The sequence below is a fragment of the Pseudidiomarina xizangensis genome (assembly GCF_052541995.1).
The window spans coordinates 950144-971386 of record NZ_JBOBQA010000001.1 but is presented as its reverse complement, the minus strand read 5'-3'; the positions used below and the strand labels follow the sequence as shown (position 1 = coordinate 971386).

Sequence of the window (21243 nt, the reverse complement as noted above, 5' to 3'; positions counted from 1 at the left end):
GTTATGCGTGACGATGTTGATGAGTTTCTACGTGAGATGGCCGGGGTGAAACCTCTGGCTAATGACGTGATTGAGCCCAAGAAAGCCAAGCCAAGTGCGGCTCAACTGGCACGCCGCGAGGCAGCAGAGAAGAACCTTGAAGACGACATCAATTATTTGTCGATGGAGTTTGTCGACTTTGTTGCGCCGGAGCAGGAGGTTGAATTTCGTCGTGACGGTGTGCAGCACGGTGTATTTAAACGTCTGAAACAGGGCCAATACACCCTTGAGGCGACGTTGGATTTACACCACCACTCGTTACGACGGGCGCGCGAGGCATTGTTCGATTTTATTCAACTTTGCCATCGCCGCGGCGTACGCTCGGCCATCGTGGTACATGGTATGGGACGGCACTCAAAGCCCCATCCGGCATTGCTTAAAAGCTACGTCGCCAAATGGTTAAAACAACTCGATCCAGTTATGGCCTATCACAGTGCGCAACGCCATCACGGTGGTGCAGGGTCGGTCTACGTGATGTTACGCAAGAACGCTGAGCAAAAACACGAAAATCGTGAGCGCCATCAAAAGCGTTGATATTCAGGAGTCATTTATGAAATTGTCGTTACTGAGCGCGGGCATTTTGGCATTAACGCTATCGGGCTGCGCGGAAGCATTGCCGGAACAAACCCTGTCCGAGAGAGTCGCGCAGGATCTGACTGAGCGGGTGGATGAAAAGTACAATGCCAGTTTTAGTTATCACGATTTTGAGTTGAATACGTTGACTGCGGAGTTGGTGGCGACAGATGTTGGGGTGAAAACACGCGTGCAGCAACTCGATGCTGGACTAAATCAGTTATTGTGGGCTGAGCGTGTCAGGTTAACCGGTGATTGGCTTACCCAACAGCAGGACCAGCTACGTCTCGAAAGTGCTCAGATTGTCAATGCGCAACTAACTATCGCGTACTATGGTAAAGGGCAATCAAACCTTCATCAACTGATTGAAAACGTTCAAGCACAACTTCCGGTACAGCGCGCCAGTGAACAAGTTATCTGGCAAGTGGATGAGGTCGCCCTTGAAGATGTGGTCGTGAATTTGTTTGATCAGGGGCAGCCCCTGTTGAGCGTGAAGTTAGAACGTTTGGTGTTGCCGCGGATCCATAGCCAACAGAGTAGTCAGGAATGGGTTGATAGTCTGTTGGGGCCGTTGCTTGAGCAGTTTATACAGCAAGCTATTCGTGGTAACACGGAGACCATGACGGTCGATATGCAAGAATTGATGCGTTTTGCCTGGCGGGAAATGGGGGCGTTTTAACAACACCCCCTTTTGTCATTCCGTTAAAGTTGCTCTGAAACGTCGCGTTCTTTGAGATCCGCTTCGCTATCGTTGAAAACTTTCTCATTCAGCTCACCTTCGCTTTTAGCGACGATTAAGCTCACCATAGCGTCACCGGTGACGTTAACAGACGTACGGGTCATATCCAGCAAGCGGTCGACACCGATAATCAGACCGATACCCTCGACCGGGAGACCAACTTGGCCAAGTACCATCGCTAGCATGATGAGGCCTACTCCGGGAACGCCTGCAGTACCTACACTCGCTAGGGTTGCAGTTAGCACCACCATCGCATAGTCGGCGATACTTAAGTCAACCAGGTAGACCTGAGCGATGAACACTGTCGCTACACCTTGCATGATGGCGGTACCGTCCATATTGATGGTGGCACCTAAAGGCACAGTAAATGAACCAATACTGTTGCTTACCCCAAGCCGCTTGGTGACCGTCTCAAGCGTTACCGGAATGGTGGCATTACTACTGGACGTACTGAATCCGAAAATTTGTACTTCGCGCATTTTCTTCAGGAAGGTCCACGGACTCAAGCCGGTCAAGCCCTTCAAGATGAGTGAATAGGTGATGACGCCATGAAGAATCAGCACAAAGAAGACTAATAAGAAGTATTTGCCAAGACTGAAAATGGTTTCAAACTGAGTTTCGCTAAATAACTTAGCCATCAACGCGAACACACCATACGGGGCAAGGTTCATCAGGATGATAACTAGTTTCATGATGACTTCGTTAAAGTCATCAAAAAAAACTTTCAAGCGATCGCCAGACTTACCAATCAACGCCATCGAGATACCGAATAACAGAGCAAATACGATAATCTGCAGCATGTTACCGTTGGCCATAGCCGAGAACGGGTTTTTCGGAAACAGGTCGATAATGACTTGTGCTAACGACGGAGCCTGACTAGGTTCGAAGGTTGCGTCTGATTGCAGCTCTATACCGGCACCAGGTTGTATCAACACCGCAGCAAAAATAGCAAAAGAGATCGCTATAGCGGTAGTAACCATATATAAACTTACGGCTTTACCACCAAGACGGCCGAGCTTACTTGGGTCGCTAATGGAACACGTGCCGACCACCAGTGAGACGAACACCAGCGGCACCACCAACATCTGTAGCGAGCTAATAAAGATCTGCCCGACGACGTGGAATAACCCTTTGGTAAGGTAGCCTTCGACTAAAATACTGTCCGGAAACAACAGTTTAAGTAGGAAACCAACGGCGATACCCGCGAACATACCAATTACGATACGCGTTGTTAGGTTTAGCTTTTTCTTATTATCACGCATACATTTACCTGTCGTTGAATGGTTTAATCTGGCACAGATTATCAGAATTTTAGAAATGATTTTACTATTGTACCCATAAGCTGCCGTAAAACCCTACCAACTTGCGGTAAAGAGGGGGCAGAATATGACGGATAGTTTTCTCAAGCAGACCAGCGAACAAGTATAAAAAAAGCTGGCCTGAGCCAGCTTTTTTTTAACTAAAACCCTTACATATATTGTGGTCCGAAGCCATTAGTCCAAACCATTGCAGAGGTGACCATAAGTACCACCAACATGATTAAGCCAGCAGTTACCACGGAACTGGCATAAATAAAGCCACGTTCTTCTGGAATATGCATCAAAATTGGAACTCCAGAGTAAAGCAAGTAGACGGAATAGGCGATGCCAGCAAGAAATGCCATAGTGACAAACCATAATTCTGGATACAACGCTGCAACGCCAGACATAATCGCTGGTGTTGCGGTATAGGCCGCAAGTTCCATTGACTGGGTAAACGTAGGGGCAGCACCAAAGGTTTTGGCCATCCAATGGATCAGATAAGCCAGCGCAAAAGCCGCCACAATGATGCCAAGGTACATGGCGACAGAAAGTGTTATCGCGCTGCTTTGGGTTAAGTAGGTAGCCTGCCGTGCACCGATACTCCAGCCTAGCTCAGCCGATGCATAATACGCTGCCACACACGGAATTAATGCGATGATGAGGATATGGCTTAATGCAAACGTCATACTTTCATGGCGTTCATCAATACTCTTCCACTCTTCGCGTGGGTGTGCGTACAGTCCCCAAATGTGATTCAAAATCATGGTGAACCTCTACTTCTCGTTGTTTTATAAAATTTATTATTGTTTTTGTATGTCGATTTTTTTAGCCGACTTCGCATCTATATTGGTCGGATTTACAGCAGAGTCAAGGCTTTTTCAGTGACAGCTTTGGCAATTTCTTAGTACACTAGCACTTCAATTCACCGGTCCATGATTTTTTGAATTTCGGTTTCGCTATGAATCTTACTGCTATCGAACAACTTTTAATCCCCATACGACAATTTCTTCAGTGTGAAACCCCTGACGAATGGGTGAAGGAGGCGAAAAAGCCGGAGAATCTACCGGTATTGTTGCGTGATCATCTGGTGTGTGAGCTGAAAGCAGCACAAAGCGCGATGTTGCTGATACGACGCTACGCCGTCGATGCGGCTAGTGCTGAAGCTTTACTGCAATGGTTAGAGCCTTATGAAGCTTTCACTTATCGGATGGAAGGAGATTGGCGGACGCTGGGTCGAGATAAAGGCTTGAAACGCACCATGATACCGCGTGAAGACAAACCCTACAGTCAGGCGCTAATTGATAAAATGGTGTTGCTGATAAAAGAAGAGTTGCATCATTTTTATCAAGTGCTTGTAGTGGCTGAGGCACATGGCATCGCGTATCAGCAAGTTCGTTCAAGTCGTTATGCCAAAGAGCTGCTCAGGCATGTACGCACCCATGAGCCAGCGACTTTGGTCGATAAACTTATTTGCGGTGCTTACATTGAAGCGCGTTCCTGTGAGCGGTTTGCCATGTTAGCGCCCCACCTTCCTGCCGATCTTGCTGACTTCTACATTTCTTTGTTGCGCTCAGAAGCGCGGCATTATCAAGACTATCTTACGCTAGCTGAGAGTATCGCTGAGGGTGATATTAGTGCGCGAATTGCGTACTTCGGTGAACACGAAGCTGAATTAATTACGGCGTTCGATGATGACTTTAAGTTTCATAGTGGCCGACCTCAGGTAACGGCTGCTGGGTAAGTTCACAACTGTGTGCGGTAACTTTCAGCATACTTCCCTGAGTGTACCAATCACCAAGCACGATGCGTGTTGCATGCTGCCCGGATGCTAGCTCATGTTCATGGGTTGCTGGCCGATGGGTATGACCGTGAATCATCTGTTGTACATTGTACGTGTTGAAATAGTCAACAATGGTAGTGGGGTTGGCATCCATAATTTCCAGCTCAGCTTCGCTAAGAGGTTGTTGAGTTTTGCTGGACTGCCGCAACTTCGTCGCAATTTTCATACGAAGCGTCAAGGGTAAGCTAAGCAGTACCCGCGTTAACCAAGGCTTACGAATCCAATGACGAAAACGTTGATAATTGTGATCGTCGCTGCATAACAAGTCACCGTGTAGCAGCAAGGTGGGCGTGCCATAAAGGTCAATCACGGTGGGGTCGTCGAGTAATTCGACACCAGTTGCTTCTGCAAATGTATTGCCAACCAAAAAGTCACGATTGCCGGCAATAAAATAAGTTGGAATTCCGTGGTCGGTAAAATGGCGCAACTCCTGCTGGACTTGCGCCGCAAAGACACTGGTATCATCATCTCCAATCCAGGCATCGAACAGATCACCAAGAATAAACAGGCGATCTGCACCGCGAGCTGAATCGCGCAAGAAATCAAAAAACAAATGCGCAATATCGGGACGCGACGGGCTCAGATGCAAATCAGAAATGAACCAGGTTGCCATGGTCGGGCTTATTCGCCGTCGACCGTGGCTTTTTCGATGACAACGTCGTCTTTGGGTACGTCTTGGTGGAAACCGGCTTGGGTGGTATACACCTGACCGATCTTTTCAACTACGTCCATACCTTGCACAACCTCACCGAACACGCAGTAGCCCCAACCGCCAACGCTCTCGTTTTTAAAATTCAAGAATTCATTGTCAGCGAGGTTGATAAAGAACTGACTGGTCGCCGAATGTGGATCTTGCGTACGGGCCATGGCAACGGTGCCTTTTTTGTTCTTCAAACCGTTATCAGCTTCATTCTCAATAGCGTCATGCGGGTTTTTTTGCACCATTTCATCATTGAAACCTCCGCCTTGAATCATGAATCCTTTGATCACACGGTGCATTAAAGTTCCGCTGTAAAAGCCTTCGCGGACATAACGCAAAAAGTTGTCAACGGTTTTTGGCGCTTGCTCTGGATACAATTCCAACGTAATCGCACCCTGATTCGTGTGCAAAGTAACTTGCATGGGGTCACTCCATTTTCTGGCTGTTAGATTAGATGTGAAATAAAACTGGCATTAGTTTAGCACTGTTTGTGAGAAGGCTACACCATGCGTTATCATAACCAGCTTAGGAATCTTAGTTTGGAGCCGAAAATTGCATGTTGACCATTTTTGATACGTTACGTCGTAGTAAAGAAACTTTTCAACCGATCACCCCAGGCGAGGTGAAACTCTATGTCTGTGGCGTAACGATTTATGACTACTGTCATATTGGACATGCACGGACTTATGTCGCTTTTGATGTGGTTGTGCGCTACTTGCGTGCGAAAGGCTTCAAAGTTACTTATGTACGTAATATCACCGATGTGGATGACAAGATCATTCGCCGTGCCAACGAGAATAACGAAGCGATAGCAGCGGTTACTGAGCGTTTTACCAAGGCGATGCATGATGACTTCGACGCATTAAATTTGTTGCGTCCTGATATTGAGCCAACGGTGACGGCGCACATGGGTGACATCATTACGATGATTGAAACCTTAATCGCTCGCGGTCACGCTTATGTGGCTGACGATGGCGATGTATTGTTTGATGTCAGCAGTTTTGAAAATTACGGACGTTTGAGTAAGCAGGATCTGGACCAGTTGCAAGCGGGCTCGCGTGTAGATGTTGCGCAAAATAAAATCGATCCTCTTGATTTCGTGTTGTGGAAACGCGCTAAAGCAGACGAACCAAGTTGGGCATCACCGTGGGGCGAAGGGCGTCCGGGCTGGCATATCGAATGTTCAGCGATGAACAAGCGCCACCTTGGCGAGCATTTCGATATTCATGGCGGTGGTTCCGATCTTATTTTTCCGCACCACGAAAATGAAGTTGCACAAAGCTGCTGCGCCAACAACAATGATTATGTGAACTTTTGGATGCACAGTGGCATGGTACAAGTAGATGCGGTGAAAATGTCCAAGTCGTTGGGTAATTTTTTTACCATCCGTGATGTGTTGGCGCAATACGACGCCGAAACTGTGCGCTATTTCCTGGTGTCGAGTCATTATCGCTCACAATTAAATTATTCGACCGATAACCTTGATCAGGCGCGCGCTGGATTGGAACGTTTGTATACCGCTTTGCGTGATGTACCGGAGACTGCAGTGGATACTGCACTGGCCAAGCCTTATAGCGAGCGCTTTGAAAAGGCGATGGATGACGACTTTAACGTGCCCGAAGCACTGCCAGTACTATTTGATTTGGCCCGCGAAATCCATCGTGCCGAAGCGCCTGAGCGCGCCGCGCAATTCGCTGCTTTACTTAAACAGCTGGGTGGTATACTTGGTTTATTACAACAGCAACCGGAAATGTTCCTGCAAAGTGGCGCCAGTAGTACGACGACGGATAGCACAGCAATCGAAGCGTTGATTGCCACACGTGATAGTGCCCGAGCGAATAAGGATTGGGCTGCCGCAGATGCAGCTCGTGATGAATTAATTGCACTAGGAATTGAACTTGAAGATACCCCGCAAGGCACACGCTGGCGGCGCATCTAATTTGACAACAACGAGGATAGCTATGGCATTTCCAACAGTTGAAGTAGTTGAAAGTTACAGTGCTGCACATGATGACTATGATGCAGTTATCTTAGTGGGTGATTATGAGCAGGCGGTGCCCGCCGAATTTGCTGATTTTGTTGGCCGCGCCCAACAGTCTGATCTACGCGTAGGTAAGCAGCCGTTAATGGTCGCTTCAGATGTCTTTGGCGGGCGTTTGATCACTGCGCCGACGGGACCGTTAACGCGTGATTATGATGATGTACGTAATATCTCCGACGCGGCTGGCGCAGGTGCACGAATTGCGCAGCAAGCCGGGGTGCGCAAGCCGTTACTGGTGGTATTTGGCACGCAAAATGATGCGCGCTATGGTCAGGCTGAAGCGGTCGCGTATTGGGGCTTGTGTCAGGCACTCTATGAGCCACTTGAAGCACGCGAAGCGCTGGGCGAAGAGGCCATCGAAACTATCACTAATGTGGGTGTGGTGGGCACTCTGGACAGTGCTTGGTTGACTGCGGTCGAAGCCGGTAAGCGGGTGGCGCGTGACCTTTGTGGTACCGAGCCTGAGCGTATGGCACCACCGCGCTTTGCTGAATATTGCCAGCAAGCCTTTGCCCACACACCAGTTAAAGTTACGGTAATTGATGACGTGCAACAGTTGCAGCATGAGTACCCGTTGTTGATGGCTGTGGGCCGCGCATCGCTTGATGTTGAACGTCATTGGCCATGTGTGGTGCGGCTGGAATACACCGCGCCAGCTGCGGAACAAACCCTAATGTTTGCAGGTAAAGGTATTGTTTATGATACCGGTGGTGCCGATTTGAAAACCGGCGGACACATGGCTGGTATGAGCCGCGATAAAGGCGGCGCAGCTGGAGTTGCCGGATTCATGAAAACAGTCGCGGAAATGCGTCCAGAGACGGTTAGTGTCGTCGCTGAACTGGGTGTTGTGCGTAACAGTATTGGCGCGGATGCCTTTGTGGCCGATGAAATCATAAAAGCTCACAGTGGGGTGCGAGTGCGTATCGGTAATACCGATGCCGAAGGGCGCTTGGTGTTGGCAGACTTGCTTTCGCATTTGCGGGTACAAGCTGGCAATTACCCACGTCCGCAACTGTTCAGTGTGGCAACCCTGACCGGTCATGCGGCGTTAGCGAAAGGTCCATACAGTGCCTTGGTACCCAATGGACCTGCTCATGCGCAAGGGTTACCTGATCGACTTTGGGAAGCCGGTGAAGTGTATGGCGACCCAACTGAAATAAGCTGGTCACGGCGTGAAGATTTTGCCTTTGTTGCTCCGCACACCAAGTCTGATGATGTACTTTCCAGTAATAATGGGTCCTCTGCGACGACGAAGCGTGGGCATCAGTTCCCCATGGCATTTTTAACGATCGCGGCAGGGCTTGATGGTCATGGCAATGACAGTGATCATCCAATTCCTTATGTGCATATCGATATTGCCGGTAGTGGCGTCGAAGGAGGGGATTGGCAGCACGGTAAGCCAAGTGGTGCACCGGTGACCTGTTTTGCGGGCGCGTACTTACATAAGTAGCGTCTAGACAACAACCTTAAGAGCGAAAAAACGCCGGATTATTCCGGCGTTTCTATTTTAATTGAATCGAGTTGTTCTTTCGTTTTTCCGTGCGGTTGTGGTTGGCGACTTGCTGGATCGATGTGAACAAAGACAATATCATCAGCCACACAAATATTTTGTTTGGTCTGTTTATTACGTACCACGCAGGTCAAGGTGACTGAGCTACGCCCCACCTGCTTCACCCCGAGACCAAACTCGACCACATCACCTTGATAGGCTGATGTTTCAAAACTAATGGCACCAATGTGTTTGGTCACTAAGCTTTTTGTATCAAGTTGGCAGGCGGCAAAAATATAAGCTTCTTCATCGATCCACTCGAGAATACGGCCACCAAAAAGTGAACCTGCGAAATTGAGGTCGTTCGGCATTACTAGTCGCCGGGAAAGAAAGCGCATCATAAAATCACTCCGTGAATCAAATTGATGCGCTCAGTATATCTTATTGCAAGTGGCGCGCAAAAAAGTCTGCTACCAATTGATACCGATGAATTGAGGTTTCCCGGCCGCGCAGACCATGTTGCTTGCCAGGATAAGCCATCAGCTCAAAGGGTAGTGTGGCTTGTTGTAAGGCGAATGAAAGTTTCGCTGTGTGGGTGTAAAGCACATTGTCGTCGGCCATACCATGATAAATCAATAACGGTTGCGCTAATTGCTCGGCGTAGGTGAGAACATCAGCAGCTTGGTAGCCATCGGGATTGTCTTGCGGGGTCCCCATATAACGTTCCGTATAGTGGGTATCGTACAAACGCCAGTCGGTCACTGGTGCGCCTGCGACTGCTGCACTAAAGTCCTCTGGGTGACGCAAAATCAAATGCAATGCCATGTAGCCACCGTAACTGTGACCGAACACACCAATCCGTTCATCATCGATATAAGGTAAAGATTTTAGAAATTTTGCGCCGACAACCTGATCGGCGACTTCAGCTTGCGCTAAATTTCGGTAGAGGACTTGTTCAAAGCGCTTACCACGATTACCACTGCCGCGGTTGTCCAGTTGAAAAACCACAAAACCCTGTTGGGCAAGATACTGACTGAAGTAGTCGCCCCAACTATTAGTAACACGCTGGGCGCGGGGGCCGCCGTAGACCATCACAACAACTGGATAGGATTGATTATCAACCATACGTGCTGGCTTAGTCAGCTGATAATACAAAACTTGATCGTCCGCGGCACGTAACTGGCCAAACTCGGGATAAGACCAGTTTGCTAAGTAGCTCGCCAGCGGATGTTTTTCATCGATTAAATTTTGGTGTAACCAGACAATTCGTTCACCGGTTGGCCCGTGCAGACTGACTTGCGGCGGTTGGGTGCTACTGGAGAAGCTATCAATGTAGCTGCGTTGATCGCCGGCGAAAGTAATGCTGTGCATACCCGGCCGTTGACTAAGTTGCGTCGGTTGGTTCGGACTTGATGTAGTCATGCTGGCGCGAAATAAATGGCGCTCCAGTGGCGTGGTTTTGCGACCAGTAAAATAAACAAAACCGGTGGTGTCATCGACCGCACTAACGCTATCGACCTGCCAGTCACCACTGGTTAATTGCCGTATCAGGCTACCGTCAGTACGATATAAATAAAGATGTTTGAAACCGCTACGCTCGGATGCCCAGATAAAATGTCGGGAATCTTCTAAAAAAACCAAGTCATCATGTAAATTGACCCAGCTGCTGTTGGTTTCACTGAGCACCGCTGTGGCGTCTTTGGCGTTACGGGCCTGGAGATAGAGGGTTAACTGTTGTTGGTTGCGGGTCTGCCATTGATAGCTTACCTGAGAACTATCCGGTAACCATTTGACGCGTGCCAGATAACCTTCGCGATGACGTTCGGGCAAGTTAAGCCAGCGTATGTTGTCGGTTGCGCGATGGTACAAGCCTAAATCGACAGTTGCATTGGCAGTACCAGTAAACGGATAACGCTGTTTCATCAATTCTGTACGATCAGCATAAACGTCGGTGCGAGCATGCACATTGACGGCACTAGTATCAACCCGGGTGAGGGCTATGGTTGTCTCATCAGGGCTCCACCAGTAACCGGTCATACGCTTCATTTCTTCTTGCGCAACAAACTCGGCGGTGGCATACGTCACGGTCGCACTGCCGCTTGCGCTGATTTGTTGCAGTTCACCGGTCGCCAGTTCAATGATAAATAAGGCGCCATCATTAACAAAGCTGACGAACCGACCTCGCGGTGAGAAGCGGGCGTCCGTCGCTTTCGTGTCGACACTGACTAACTGTTTCACAGTTGATTGTGCGGCCGGCTCTGCGTCCAGTGAAACTAAGTGAAGTTGGCCGGCGATGGGAATTAACAGCTGTGAACCATCAGGTGACCACTGATAGTTAACAATACCGCTACTGCGAATGCGCATACGCTCACGCCGTGCACGTTCGGTTGTGGACATGGCGGTTGGGTTGCTCACTAGCTGTGTTGCGGCAACCAGTAATCGGTGTTGCTGCTGGCGCACATCATACAGCCAGAGATCATTAACGTTGGGGTTTGCTGAATTGGCGCGCAAGTAAGCAATACTGTCACCACCAGGAGCAAACTGCAGATTGCTTGGCGCTATGGTGGTGAGACTTGGCGCCGAAAAGATGCGCTCGATAGAGAGTTGGGTGCTGCCAAAATTTTCGTTGCTGGCAGTGCCTTGGGCGGCGACGTCTGCGGTCACCAAAAAACTCAATAGAATACTTACCGCGAACGCTCGCATGCCTGCTGTCCTTGTAATCGTTCAACTTCAAACGCTACTAGTGTAACAAAGCAGGCTGCAAGCAACCCTACACTGCGATAGATCGTACAAGGAATGCGCTAGAATTCACCACGCAGGCCAATACTGAAATTACGACCAGCAACGGGTGCTGTGTCTTTCAGGAATGACGTATGCACATAGCCCAATTTATCAGTCAGGTTTTCAGCTTTTAGATAAAGACTCAAATTATAATCGGTACCCGCTTGTGGGAACCAGTTAAACTGAGCATTCAGCAGTCCATAACTCGGCGTTGCTGACTCGTAGACCGCGGTGCGTGACTGTTGGCTGTACCATATATAGCCGAGCTGGGTTTCCCAATTTCCTTGGTTGTAGGTTACATCAGCCCCGATTCTTTGGGCCGGTAGGCGCGGCAGGTTTTCCTGATTATCAGTGGTGTAAGCGCGGGTATAATCACTAAATGCAGTCAAACGCCACTGCTTGTCTAACTGCCACCGGCCGTTGATCTCGTAGCCGAAAAGCAGCACATCGCGCTGAGTATATTGAATGACCGGTAGTCCTTCTTCGTGGTCATGCTCAGCTTCAGCTTCCGGTTCGTGCCCGACTTCGTCGTCATGGCCGTGGTCATCTGCAACAACCAGATCAACGCTATTGATAGGTGTGAAGGACTCATAGACATAATTGTCGATACGGTTGGCAAACAGGTTGATATGCAAATGATTATCACCTGATTCAATATGCGCACCTAAATCAAGAGTGTTGGACTTTTCCAGCAACGGACGACGGTCATTTGCTTCAACGGCGTAGACATGTTCAGCCTCCTCATGGAGTGCGTAACCTAAACCTAGCTCGTAGGTTTGTGTTGCCAAATGCTCACCGTTAGCGAAGAGTTCATTCGCCGATGGTGCGCGTTGTGCGTGGCTGAAATTGGCATTTAAACGAACCCCAGGTTGCCATTGATAGCTAACCCCGAACGAGGCTGAGAAAGGTTCGAACTCATAACTTGGCGTGCCAAGAGCTAGCGTAGGCGCATCAATAGATACCCGTTCGTAGCGAATGCCAGTCTGCCAGTTCAGCTCTTGGGCTTGGGTTTCGGCAAGCCAAAAGAAACCGTGGCGGTCAGTTTCACTGGGCGGCGTGTAGGCCTCTTCGCCAAAGGCTTGTTGTTGTTGGCTAAAGCCGTGATAACCAATGGCGCCATACCAATTTCCGGTCAAATGATGGTTGGCAGTGATGCGCAATTCATGCTGATTATTAGTAAAGGTCGTGGAGGGACTAGAGTTTTCCATCTCCTGGTGCTGGTAATCAGTGTAGCCGTAGCGAATTTCCAGCTTTTCTATGCCTTCGAATGGGTTGCTAAAACCGGCGTGCAGCTGCACTCGATCTTGCTCGAGATCGGCGTAAGGAAGAGCTTCTGCTTCGTTGCCGTGGTCGTTTTCAAGCTCAGTTTCATGTTCGTCGTGATGATGTCCAGGAATGCCGTAACTTTGCTCGAGACGAGAATAAGATAATCCAGCATAACCCTTGTCGAATAAGTAACTGGTGCCAATTGTACCGCCGGTGGCATCGACAAATGAGTTTTCAATAGTGGACACGCGCTCATCGTCTTCATTGGTAAATTCGGGAACTTGGTAGTCGTCACTTGAGCGCGTAAAGCCGTCGAAGTGCCATACGGTGGCACCGACATCGGTGCTCATGCCTGCACTGAAATCACGTAAGTCGTCGACGCTGGCAAGGTTGCCACCAAAAAAACCGCGGGTGCCGCCGACCGAGGCTTGTGCGATGCGCTCATCGACGACATTAACAACCCCACCGATTGCGCCACTGCCATACAGTAAGGTCGCTGGACCGCGTAAGATCTCAACTTGTTGGGCAACAGAAGTTTCCGTGGTAACGGCATGGTCGGGACTTCCACGTGAAACGTCGGCAGTATCAAGCCCATTTTGGGTGATTTTTACGCGCGGGCCATCAAGGCCACGGATAATTGGACTTGAGGCAACCCGGGCGAAATGCGTGGCGTTAATACCTGGCTCTTTTGCCAAGGTCTCACCGAGTGTGTGAGCTTGTTTTTCGCGCAACTCATCGCCACTTAACACCGAAATAGGCTGTGCTGAGTTAAGCTCAGTTCGTGCCAACGGAGAAGCATTGATAAGGATAACTTCGGTATCTTCGTGTTGATGTGTTTGTTCCTGTTCGTCTGCCCAAGCTGGGGTAGCAAGTACTTGAGCAAGGAGCAAAGCTAGAGGACTGTACTGCAACATAGGGTCTCCTGAAAGCTGGTATTATCGAGTTCAGATGTAATGTTATAATATAACATACACACTTGATTTCAAGTACTTTGAAACAATCGATTACAAAGCTTTGTAACATTCACTCGTTTCTGACGTGGTGCTTGGTTAGAATCATGCTTTTAGACCCTTGAAATAGGAAGAATTATGCGAATTCGTACTTTAATGGGAGCAGCACTGTTGTCGACGGGCTTGTTTGCCTGTGCTGAGCAAGCCGTGCCGCCTGTCCATGCCAACAACGTCAGCGCGGATGCCCAGACGTTACAAGCGCACTTAGAATTTCTTGCCAGCGATGCTTTAGAAGGGCGTGATACAGGTAGCCGTGGACATGAAATTGCCGCGCAATACATCGGCTCGAATTTCAAGTCGTTAGGGCTACAACCGGCGGGTGACGATGGTACCTATTACCAACGCATAAAATTTCGTCGCAGCAGCTTGAAAGAGGGCAGCGCGAGCTTTGTCGTCGATACCGGTAGTGAACAGTTCGAATTAGAGTTTGGTAAAGAGTTTTTGACCGGTCCGAGTGCCTACGCTGAACAAAACGAAGTGACAGCGCCAGTGGTTTTTGTTGGCTACGGTCTGGTATCGGAAGAGTTCGGTCTGAATGATTACGCAAATGTCGATGTCGATGGCAAAGTCGTGATGATGTTGAGCGGCCGTCCGGCAGAACTGCCGAGTGAAGAGGGCGCACATTTAAATAGCAGCAAAACAAAATTCGCCGCGGAACGTGGTGCAGTGGGTGTGATCACCTTGCACACTCCGGCACGAGAAAAAGTTCGTCCGTTTAAAGTGAGTGCCATGTATCAACGTGCGCCGAGCGTCACTTGGTTGAGCCCGGACGGCGCGCCAAACGTTGCCTACAAGACTATTGTCGGTGGTGCCTACATTGATTATCAGGCGGCAGAGCCTTTGTTCGCCAATGCTGCCATTAGCCTCGACGAAATTTTAGCGCAACTGGCAAAAGAAGAGCAGCCTAAACCGTTTGAATTAGGTGTTTCTGTAACGATGACCCGGGTGTCAGAGCATGAAGAGATCAGCAGTCCTAACGTAGCTGCTATTTTGCCGGGTAGTGATCCAGAGCTGAAAAACGAGTACGTGCTTTATACAGCGCACTCGGACCACATTGGTATGACGCAAGACTTAAGTCAGGACGATCATATCAATAATGGGGCAATGGATAATGCCAGTGGCGTGAGTGTATTACTGGAAACGGCGCGGATGTTTGTCGAAGCGGCAGAACGACCAAAACGTTCGATTATCTTCTTGTCAGTAACTGCTGAAGAACGTGGTTTATTAGGTGCTGACTATTTTGCACACTTCCCAACAGTGCCGCTGCAACAGATCGTAGCTAACGTAAATCTTGACATGCCAGTGTTACTGTATGACTTCGCAGATGTGATCGCATTTGGCTCGACCCATTCTACCTTGGGTGAGTCGGTTGCTGAAGCCGCCGGTCAGTACGGTATTGAACTCAGTGAAGACCCCATGCCGGAACAAGCGATTTTCACCCGTTCAGATCATTATCCGTTTGTGAAAAAAGGCGTTCCTGCAGTGTTTTTGATGACCGGCTTTACCGCTAAAGGTGAAGATGAAAACGGTGGTGAGATATGGGGAGAATTTTTTGCTGAGCATTACCATCGCCCCAGCGATCAGCCAAGCTTACCGATCAATTATGAGGCCGGTGTGGTTTTTACCAACATTAACTATGAGATTGGCAAAACCATAGCGAATGCTGCGGAGCGTCCACGTTGGTTGGCGGATTCGTTTTTCGCTGATTTGGACTAAACAGTTAACGAAAGACAAAAAAAACAGCGCCGCGGCGCTGTTTTTTTATGTCCATCGATTAAATAGGTGAACCCGGAGGTAATTCTGGAGCAGCCTGTAGTGGCCATTTCCCGTGTTGCAAAAGTTGCTCAATAGCGTTTAATGCAAGTGTACGTGCGGCGCTCTCTGGAGCATCTTGCCAAGCACTTTGTTCCGCTTGTAAGAAGTGTAAAACACGCCCCTTAAGTACTGGGCTTAACGGCTGCAGGTACAGTTCGGCAATCGCCGTCAAAGCTTCAAACGCGATGCGTTCGGCCACGGTTGTGGCGACACCGGTACGCGCCGGGGCGATGGCTGTGGCGGCAATTTCATTGAGTACGGTTTGCACGTTGGGTAACTCGGCGTTGTACTGCTGTTGCTGTACTAAACGTTCAAGACGATCTGGGTGCAGCAACAGTTGCAGACTGAACCTCGCCGCGCTCGCAGCCATAGTATCCGGATCAGGAATCAATCCGGTTTTTCCGGTGAAGTTTTCCCGCGTTGCGGAACTTCCATAAGCGAAGGGTAACAACACTTCACGCACGCTGGCAGGTAGTGCTAAACGTTCAGCATCGAAGGTCTGCGTAAGCACTTGCAATGCCCGCTGTTGCTGGGTGGCGTTAACGGGGCGTTGTTGTACCTCTCGATCACCTTTAACCGCATAGTTATAGTGCACTCCAGCGAGCATTTTCACTGCGGCTTCAGTTTGATAGCGATGCAATAAGTAGGTTGGAACCAGGATGGCGCGCAAGTCACTGACCGGCAGACCTGTTTGCAGGTTCGCTAAACCAAACTGCTCAAGTGCGGTAGCACGGACGGCAAGGATACGTTCAAGTTCAGTGACAGCGTCGCTACCGTTATCCCATAAATGCGCATCTGGGTGAGCTCCGCCCACCGGGCGTGCGTCAGGGTCAGAAATAAAAGTTAGTCCGAGTTGACGATTTTGACGAACAATTCGGGCAAGTGAGTCACCGCCTTCACCGTAACCATAGCGCACTACCTGTTTGTCCCACAAACCAATACCCTCGGCGTAAGCGTCGGCTAGAGTGAGCTTTCCGGTGTCTGTAGCGATACTGATCAACGGGTGAGGGTAATCCATGACTGAGGCACGGTCATGACTACTGGCGGCGAAGTTGTGCGCAATGCCTAGGGTATGACCCACTTCGTGTGCGGAGAGCTGACGAATACGTGCTAACGCCATCGCTTCAATATCAGCTTCAAGTTGTTGTTGTTGCTCGGTACTGAGGTTTTCGGCATAAGGGGCGAGCAAACTCTGCGCAATGAGCATATCCTGGCGCACACGCAGCGACCCCAGAGTTACGTGGCCTTTAAGTATTTCACCACTACGCGGATCAATGACTGATGAACCATAAGACCAACCGCGGGTAGCGCGATGTACCCATTGGATCACGTTGTAACGAATGTCCATTGGATCAGCGTCAGCCGGCAGTTCCTTAACGGCATAGCCGTGCGGATGACCTGCCGCAGCAAAGGCTTCCTGCCACCACCTCGCGCCTTCGAGTAACGCACTACGCACGGGGTCCGGTACGCCGGGGTCAAGGTAATAGGTGATCGTCTCACCTTGCTTCAGACGATGACGAGGAATGTATTTGACCGCCATTGATTCGCCCAAAGGTGCGGCATAGTCGCGGTGCTCTTCAGCCCAAAAACCACTTTGCGAATGAAATGCGCGGGTGGCGTAATTGGCATCAGGTAATCGAATAAATGAATGGTGTAAATGTAAGGTTAAATGATCGGCATCCGGTGCAACTTGGCGCACATACTGACCTTCGCCTTTGCCGCTAAAGGTGACTTTGGCTTCCAACTCAGTGTTATCAGGAAAGGCCTTACTCCGCGCTGGATACACCACGCTACGGTCGCTTGCTACAGTGAAGCTGCCTTGTTTGGTTTGTGCTAAACGCTCAACCACGCCGTGGGTATCACTTAGTAAAAACGGCGTATAGTCGATAACTACTGCATCGGAGTCCCTCGCGACCACGGTGAAACCGGCAATCACGGAATCGGCAAATGCCTCGTTAATACTGGCGCGTTCGGCGCTGTTTTCAGAGTTTGCCCGAAAATAGGTATTGTGGTGTGTCAGTAACGCTTTATCGCCTTCAATGGTAAAGCTGGCAAGACGCGTCGTACCTAGCTGGCCACGATCGAGGCCAATATCGTTAGAACCCAAACCCCAAGGTAAGCTGGTCTGAAAAATAAACCGCTGTTCCGCGCGCGGAATCTTGAGGTAATACTGACCACTGTTGCGATCATGATAGAAGGTAAAGAAGCCGTTGTGTGCTTCCATGTCCGCGGTATAATCGCTGATTGATGGTGTGGCCCAAGCATTTGCGGCAAAGACACAGCAGCCGATGATTGAGAACATTAGTGCCAACATGAGCTTTTTCATGAGGGTATCCTTTTACAGAAACTTAAACGAGTTATGCATGCGTTATAACAAACCTGCGAATGAAAGTAACCCGTTCATGCTTGATCAGCGGTTAGCTCACGATTGTTTGCGACTAGGTGCGTTCGACTTATGTGAGGTGTTACTGTTTGATGACACGCGATATGACTGGCTGGTGCTGGTGCCACGCGTGCCTTCGGTGGTGGAGTTTTTAGATTTATCCGTCGCGCAGCAACAGCAACTTGCCTTGGAGATTCAACGGGTGAGTCGTGTTCTGAAACAGTGGCGGCCGACGGCGAAACTCAATGTTGGTGCATTAGGGAACCTAGTGTCACAGTTACACGTACACTTACTTTTGCGTGAAGCTGGCGATCCAGCGTGGCCAGGACCAGTATGGGGTCATTCTCCGGCCAGCAAACATTCGCCGACTAGCGCTAAAGTGCAGTGTGAAATCTGGCAGCAACGGCTGGCATTGGTGTAACAGTTGATTTAGCCGACTTCAGTGAGCTCGTGTTGGAGTTGTGCCACCCACTGCTGGATGCGCTCTTCGCTCAGCTCATATTGGCTATCTTCATCGAGTGCGAGTCCAACAAAAAACTCATCGTCAGCAGTGAGTGCTTTGGAGGCGGCAAAATCATAACCTTGATTGGGCCAGAAGCCGATACGCGTGGCACCACTTGCGCCAAGCTCATCATGCAACATGCCTAGAGCATCCTGGAACCAATCGGTGTAGCCGACCTGATCACCCATGCCGAATAGCGCAACAATTTTGCCCTGTAAATTAAGTTGACTGATTTCATCCCAGCGGCTCTCCCAATCTTCCTGGATCTCGCCGAAATCCCAGGTCGACAGGCCGAAGATTAACGTTTCAAACTGCTCAGCTTCGCTTAACGCCACATCTTTAATATTAAAGAGTTCAACCTGTCCAGCTGGAAATTGTGCTTGAATTTTCTCCGCGGCAATTTCTGTGTAACAGGTGGTGGAACCGTAAAACAGGCCTATTTTTTCCGTCATGTTGCTAACTTTCGCCTCGTCGCGTGGGGTGGCATAAATCGTAGTTCCAGTGTACCAGAAAGCCATGGTTTTGTGATATTCTGCCGCGCTATTTGCAAGTCAACTTGCAGCCAAACAGTGCAGCGCAGTGAGGTAGAACGTGCAACAGAATAGTTTTGATCAATTCATTCAACAGTTAGAGCAAGTTTTTGATCAAGCCGTGCAAGACGGTGATGACGACGAATTGTTCGCGAGTGGTTACCTTCGTGGTCATTTTGATTTGGTAGTGGCGCAGTTAGAGTTACAGGAAAAAGCCGAAGTCGAGGTAGTACTACCTAGCTTAAAGGCGGCTTTAGACGAAACCAAGCATGAATTAAGCCCAGCTGATCAGCAACACATTGCAGCGATGGTAGCGAAGCTCGAAGCTGTGGCCGATTAGGGCGTTAGTAACCGCTGCGGTTGCAGTCGCTGCCAGAGGAGCGTGGGCAATGGCAACGGGCGTTTTAATAAAGCTGCGGTGAGTACGTTGGCAGCGAGCGGCGCTGCGGTAAAACCTCGCGAGCCTAATCCGCCAAGTACCCAAAGCCCTGGTTCAAGTTCACCAACCAGGGGTAAATGATCTTTTGTGGTATTACGAATGGCTGCCCGATCGGCACAGGGCACCAATTGTTCGGGCCAGCTTGCCGGAGCCAGGTTCTCTGTTAAATGACTAAGATTCTCGTGTTGGTCCGTCGCCCGGACCCGCAGATCCTCGCTATCGCGGTCATAAGTTGCACCAACACAATGTTTTCCTTCGATCGCCGGGGTGAAGTAACCTTTGTAGCAAATCACTAAGGGGCATTGCGCAGACAAGGCACTGGCCGTTACCTGAGTAACCTGACCACGGACATTCTGCAGTTGCAATGCAAACGGCTGCAGTAGCTGTTTCAAACCTGCACCGCAGGCAAGGATAACAGTGTTGCGTTCGATGATCTGACCATCAGCAAATTCAAGTCGCCAGACAGTGCCGCCATGCTGCGGCCGAGAGATTCCAGTTAATGCGGCGGAAGCGTTGAGCTGATGACCGCTTAGCAGCTTGGTGACCACCGCTGCGGGAGTTAGCCAGCCGCCAGTTGGGTAATATAAACTCGGGTACGCGGGTAGCTCTTGCCAAAGTTGTTGGGTGGCAGGGGCACTGCATAACTGTACCATGGCACGATCGTAGCCGGGGCCACCAGCAGCTCGCTGCCGTGAAATTTTTTCATAGCGATGCTGGCGCGCTTGGGTGTACGCAAGCTGCACTACGCCGGTGGGATACCAATGGTTGGGCGTCTGTTGCTGGAAGAAGTTAGTAGCGTAACCAAAAGCCATGCTGAAATATTCAGCAAGGGGACTGCGTTCGGCGTGCAGCAGTGGATAGACCGCTCCTTGTGGATTGCCCGAGGCAGCATCGGCAACACCGTAGCTGATGATCTCGGTGGTTACCCCGGCAGCTGTCAGTTCATGAGCCAGGCATGCTGCAGCGATACCGCCACCAATGATGGTAACGCGCTCAGGTGGTGGGGAAACGGGTGACGCTGTACTTTTAATCTGCCCGTAAAGCATTTCGCGTTTGTTGCCGAAGCCTTTAGCCTTTTTTACCAATACACCAGCTTGCAGTAGTCCGCGCCGCACATCTCCGGCGGCGGTGAAAGTGGCAAAGGTCGCATCGGGCGCCGCACTCTGTACCATCGCCTGATACAATGCGGGTTGCCACATTGCGGGATTTTTATCCGGTGCAAAGCCATCGAGAAACCAAGCATCCACTTGATGTTGGGCATGTGGTAACCAGGCTTTAAGTTGCGCGTCGATGGCTCCGACCCAGAGATCAAGAATAATCCTTCCCTTAGCAAGATAACGACGGTGGCATCCAGGCTCTGCAGGCGGATAAACTTCGAGTAATTCTGCCGCAAGTTGATTTAGCTCGGGAAATGCGGCAAGTGCGCGACGTAAATCGTCGTGCTGTAGTGGAAACTTTTCGAAAGAGATAAAATGTAGTCTTAAATCGGTTGGAGCTTGCTCAAGAAGTAGCTGCCAGCACGCCAATAAATTGAGACCGGTACCGAATCCGCTTTCCGCAATAACAAAAGGTCTATCGCGATGGGTTTGCCAGCGTGTCGTGAGATCATTATGCTTAAGAAAAACGTAATTGGTTTCGGCGAGACCGTTTTCATTGTTAAAATAGATATCATCGAAAGCGGTAGCTACCGGTAAGCCAAATTCATTAAACGTAACTTGCGCGTGAGTAGGGTCTGACACCGAAAAATCTCGAATTTTTAGCGTTGTGAATACACAATAGTGTAACAATATTTACT

18 protein-coding genes are annotated in these 21243 nt (G+C 49.7%); 8 read left to right on the top strand and 10 right to left on the bottom strand.

What is annotated here, in order from left to right; genetic code table 11:
• Positions 1 to 3 precede the first annotated feature (3 nt).
• Positions 4 to 573: a DNA endonuclease SmrA gene (gene smrA, locus ACQ5ES_RS04710; RefSeq protein WP_445014786.1), complete on the top strand. Its 570-nt coding sequence runs from the start codon at positions 4 to 6 to the stop codon at positions 571 to 573.
• Between the two features lie 16 nt (positions 574 to 589).
• Positions 590 to 1291 (top strand): hypothetical protein, encoded by a 702-nt coding sequence (locus ACQ5ES_RS04705; protein WP_445014785.1) that lies wholly within the window; start codon positions 590 to 592, stop codon positions 1289 to 1291.
• Between the two features lie 23 nt (positions 1292 to 1314).
• Here the strand turns inward: ACQ5ES_RS04705 and ACQ5ES_RS04700 are convergent, their stop codons facing one another.
• Together ACQ5ES_RS04700 and ACQ5ES_RS04695 are read right to left on the bottom strand one after the other, a co-directional pair.
• Complete coding sequence (locus ACQ5ES_RS04700) at positions 1315 to 2613, bottom strand: dicarboxylate/amino acid:cation symporter (protein ID WP_445014784.1); 1299 nt, start codon at positions 2611 to 2613, stop codon at positions 1315 to 1317.
• 206 nt (positions 2614 to 2819) lie between these two features.
• Positions 2820 to 3416: a Yip1 family protein gene (locus tag ACQ5ES_RS04695; protein ID WP_445014783.1), complete on the bottom strand. Its 597-nt coding sequence runs from the start codon at positions 3414 to 3416 to the stop codon at positions 2820 to 2822.
• 194 nt (positions 3417 to 3610) lie between these two features.
• On the opposite strand from ACQ5ES_RS04695, the gene miaE reads away from it, so the two are divergent.
• Positions 3611 to 4393 carry a tRNA isopentenyl-2-thiomethyl-A-37 hydroxylase MiaE gene (gene miaE, locus ACQ5ES_RS04690; protein ID WP_445014782.1) on the top strand — a complete coding sequence of 261 codons (783 nt, stop codon included), beginning with the start codon at positions 3611 to 3613 and terminating at the stop codon, positions 4391 to 4393.
• Here miaE and lpxH read toward each other — a convergent pair.
• Positions 4350 to 5105 (bottom strand): UDP-2,3-diacylglucosamine diphosphatase, encoded by a 756-nt coding sequence (gene lpxH, locus ACQ5ES_RS04685; protein ID WP_445014781.1) that lies wholly within the window; start codon positions 5103 to 5105, stop codon positions 4350 to 4352. The two genes, miaE and lpxH, sit on opposite strands and share 44 nt — an antisense overlap.
• Positions 5106 to 5113: 8 nt before the next feature.
• Complete coding sequence (locus tag ACQ5ES_RS04680) at positions 5114 to 5614, bottom strand: peptidylprolyl isomerase (protein ID WP_445014780.1); 501 nt, start codon at positions 5612 to 5614, stop codon at positions 5114 to 5116.
• Positions 5615 to 5748: 134 nt separating this feature from the next.
• On the opposite strand from ACQ5ES_RS04680, the gene cysS reads away from it, so the two are divergent.
• Together cysS and ACQ5ES_RS04670 are read left to right on the top strand one after the other, a co-directional pair.
• Positions 5749 to 7131 (top strand): cysteine--tRNA ligase, encoded by a 1383-nt coding sequence (gene cysS / locus ACQ5ES_RS04675; RefSeq protein WP_445014779.1) that lies wholly within the window; start codon positions 5749 to 5751, stop codon positions 7129 to 7131.
• Positions 7132 to 7153: 22 nt separating this feature from the next.
• Complete coding sequence (locus ACQ5ES_RS04670; RefSeq protein WP_445014778.1) at positions 7154 to 8683, top strand: M17 family metallopeptidase; 1530 nt, start codon at positions 7154 to 7156, stop codon at positions 8681 to 8683.
• Between the two features lie 38 nt (positions 8684 to 8721).
• Here the strand turns inward: ACQ5ES_RS04670 and ACQ5ES_RS04665 are convergent, their stop codons facing one another.
• From ACQ5ES_RS04665 to ACQ5ES_RS04655, 3 genes are all read right to left on the bottom strand, one after another.
• Positions 8722 to 9120 (bottom strand): acyl-CoA thioesterase, encoded by a 399-nt coding sequence (locus tag ACQ5ES_RS04665; protein ID WP_445015388.1) that lies wholly within the window; start codon positions 9118 to 9120, stop codon positions 8722 to 8724.
• 43 nt (positions 9121 to 9163) lie between these two features.
• Complete coding sequence (locus ACQ5ES_RS04660) at positions 9164 to 11425, bottom strand: S9 family peptidase (RefSeq protein ID WP_445014777.1); 2262 nt, start codon at positions 11423 to 11425, stop codon at positions 9164 to 9166.
• Positions 11426 to 11523: 98 nt separating this feature from the next.
• Positions 11524 to 13683, bottom strand: a complete 2160-nt coding sequence (locus ACQ5ES_RS04655) for a TonB-dependent receptor (protein ID WP_445014776.1) — start codon at positions 13681 to 13683, stop codon at positions 11524 to 11526.
• 174 nt (positions 13684 to 13857) lie between these two features.
• On the opposite strand from ACQ5ES_RS04655, the gene ACQ5ES_RS04650 reads away from it, so the two are divergent.
• Positions 13858 to 15495 (top strand): M28 family metallopeptidase, encoded by a 1638-nt coding sequence (locus tag ACQ5ES_RS04650; protein WP_445014775.1) that lies wholly within the window; start codon positions 13858 to 13860, stop codon positions 15493 to 15495.
• Between the two features lie 58 nt (positions 15496 to 15553).
• On the opposite strand, the gene ACQ5ES_RS04645 is transcribed toward ACQ5ES_RS04650, so the two are convergent.
• Positions 15554 to 17920 carry a zinc-dependent metalloprotease gene (locus ACQ5ES_RS04645; protein ID WP_445014774.1) on the bottom strand — a complete coding sequence of 789 codons (2367 nt, stop codon included), beginning with the start codon at positions 17918 to 17920 and terminating at the stop codon, positions 15554 to 15556.
• 37 nt (positions 17921 to 17957) lie between these two features.
• Between ACQ5ES_RS04645 and ACQ5ES_RS04640 the strand changes: the two genes are divergently transcribed.
• Positions 17958 to 18398, top strand: coding sequence for an HIT domain-containing protein (locus ACQ5ES_RS04640; protein ID WP_445014773.1), 441 nt, complete (start codon positions 17958 to 17960; stop codon positions 18396 to 18398).
• An 8-nt stretch (positions 18399 to 18406) separates the two neighbouring features.
• Here ACQ5ES_RS04640 and fldB read toward each other — a convergent pair whose 3' ends face one another.
• Complete coding sequence (gene fldB / locus ACQ5ES_RS04635; protein ID WP_445015386.1) at positions 18407 to 18931, bottom strand: flavodoxin FldB; 525 nt, start codon at positions 18929 to 18931, stop codon at positions 18407 to 18409.
• Between the two features lie 139 nt (positions 18932 to 19070).
• On the opposite strand from fldB, the gene ACQ5ES_RS04630 reads away from it, so the two are divergent.
• Positions 19071 to 19349, top strand: a complete 279-nt coding sequence (locus tag ACQ5ES_RS04630) for a YfcL family protein (RefSeq protein WP_445014772.1) — start codon at positions 19071 to 19073, stop codon at positions 19347 to 19349.
• Here the strand turns inward: ACQ5ES_RS04630 and mnmC are convergent.
• Complete coding sequence (gene mnmC / locus ACQ5ES_RS04625) at positions 19346 to 21187, bottom strand: bifunctional tRNA (5-methylaminomethyl-2-thiouridine)(34)-methyltransferase MnmC2/FAD-dependent 5-carboxymethylaminomethyl-2-thiouridine(34) oxidoreductase MnmC1 (RefSeq protein ID WP_445014771.1); 1842 nt, start codon at positions 21185 to 21187, stop codon at positions 19346 to 19348. The genes ACQ5ES_RS04630 and mnmC overlap by 4 nt on opposite strands.
• Positions 21188 to 21243 lie beyond the last annotated feature (56 nt).

What these genes read in the sequence shown, in the direction of transcription:
- ACQ5ES_RS04655 (WP_445014776.1), bottom strand. Translation starts at nt 13,683, where the DNA reads ATGTTGCAGTACAGTCCTCTAGCTTTGCTCCTTGCTCAAGTACTTGCT.
- ACQ5ES_RS04680 (WP_445014780.1), bottom strand. Translation starts at nt 5,614, where the DNA reads ATGCAAGTTACTTTGCACACGAATCAGGGTGCGATTACGTTGGAATTG.
- fldB (WP_445015386.1), bottom strand. Translation starts at nt 18,931, where the DNA reads ATGACGGAAAAAATAGGCCTGTTTTACGGTTCCACCACCTGTTACACA.
- ACQ5ES_RS04645 (WP_445014774.1), bottom strand. Translation starts at nt 17,920, where the DNA reads ATGAAAAAGCTCATGTTGGCACTAATGTTCTCAATCATCGGCTGCTGT.
- cysS (WP_445014779.1), top strand. Translation starts at nt 5,749, where the DNA reads ATGTTGACCATTTTTGATACGTTACGTCGTAGTAAAGAAACTTTTCAA.
- ACQ5ES_RS04665 (WP_445015388.1), bottom strand. Translation starts at nt 9,120, where the DNA reads ATGCGCTTTCTTTCCCGGCGACTAGTAATGCCGAACGACCTCAATTTC.
- ACQ5ES_RS04660 (WP_445014777.1), bottom strand. Translation starts at nt 11,425, where the DNA reads ATGCGAGCGTTCGCGGTAAGTATTCTATTGAGTTTTTTGGTGACCGCA.
- ACQ5ES_RS04640 (WP_445014773.1), top strand. Translation starts at nt 17,958, where the DNA reads ATGCGTTATAACAAACCTGCGAATGAAAGTAACCCGTTCATGCTTGAT.
- ACQ5ES_RS04695 (WP_445014783.1), bottom strand. Translation starts at nt 3,416, where the DNA reads ATGATTTTGAATCACATTTGGGGACTGTACGCACACCCACGCGAAGAG.
- smrA (WP_445014786.1), top strand. Translation starts at nt 4, where the DNA reads ATGCGTGACGATGTTGATGAGTTTCTACGTGAGATGGCCGGGGTGAAA.
- miaE (WP_445014782.1), top strand. Translation starts at nt 3,611, where the DNA reads ATGAATCTTACTGCTATCGAACAACTTTTAATCCCCATACGACAATTT.
- ACQ5ES_RS04700 (WP_445014784.1), bottom strand. Translation starts at nt 2,613, where the DNA reads ATGCGTGATAATAAGAAAAAGCTAAACCTAACAACGCGTATCGTAATT.
- ACQ5ES_RS04650 (WP_445014775.1), top strand. Translation starts at nt 13,858, where the DNA reads ATGCGAATTCGTACTTTAATGGGAGCAGCACTGTTGTCGACGGGCTTG.
- ACQ5ES_RS04670 (WP_445014778.1), top strand. Translation starts at nt 7,154, where the DNA reads ATGGCATTTCCAACAGTTGAAGTAGTTGAAAGTTACAGTGCTGCACAT.
- ACQ5ES_RS04705 (WP_445014785.1), top strand. Translation starts at nt 590, where the DNA reads ATGAAATTGTCGTTACTGAGCGCGGGCATTTTGGCATTAACGCTATCG.
- lpxH (WP_445014781.1), bottom strand. Translation starts at nt 5,105, where the DNA reads ATGGCAACCTGGTTCATTTCTGATTTGCATCTGAGCCCGTCGCGTCCC.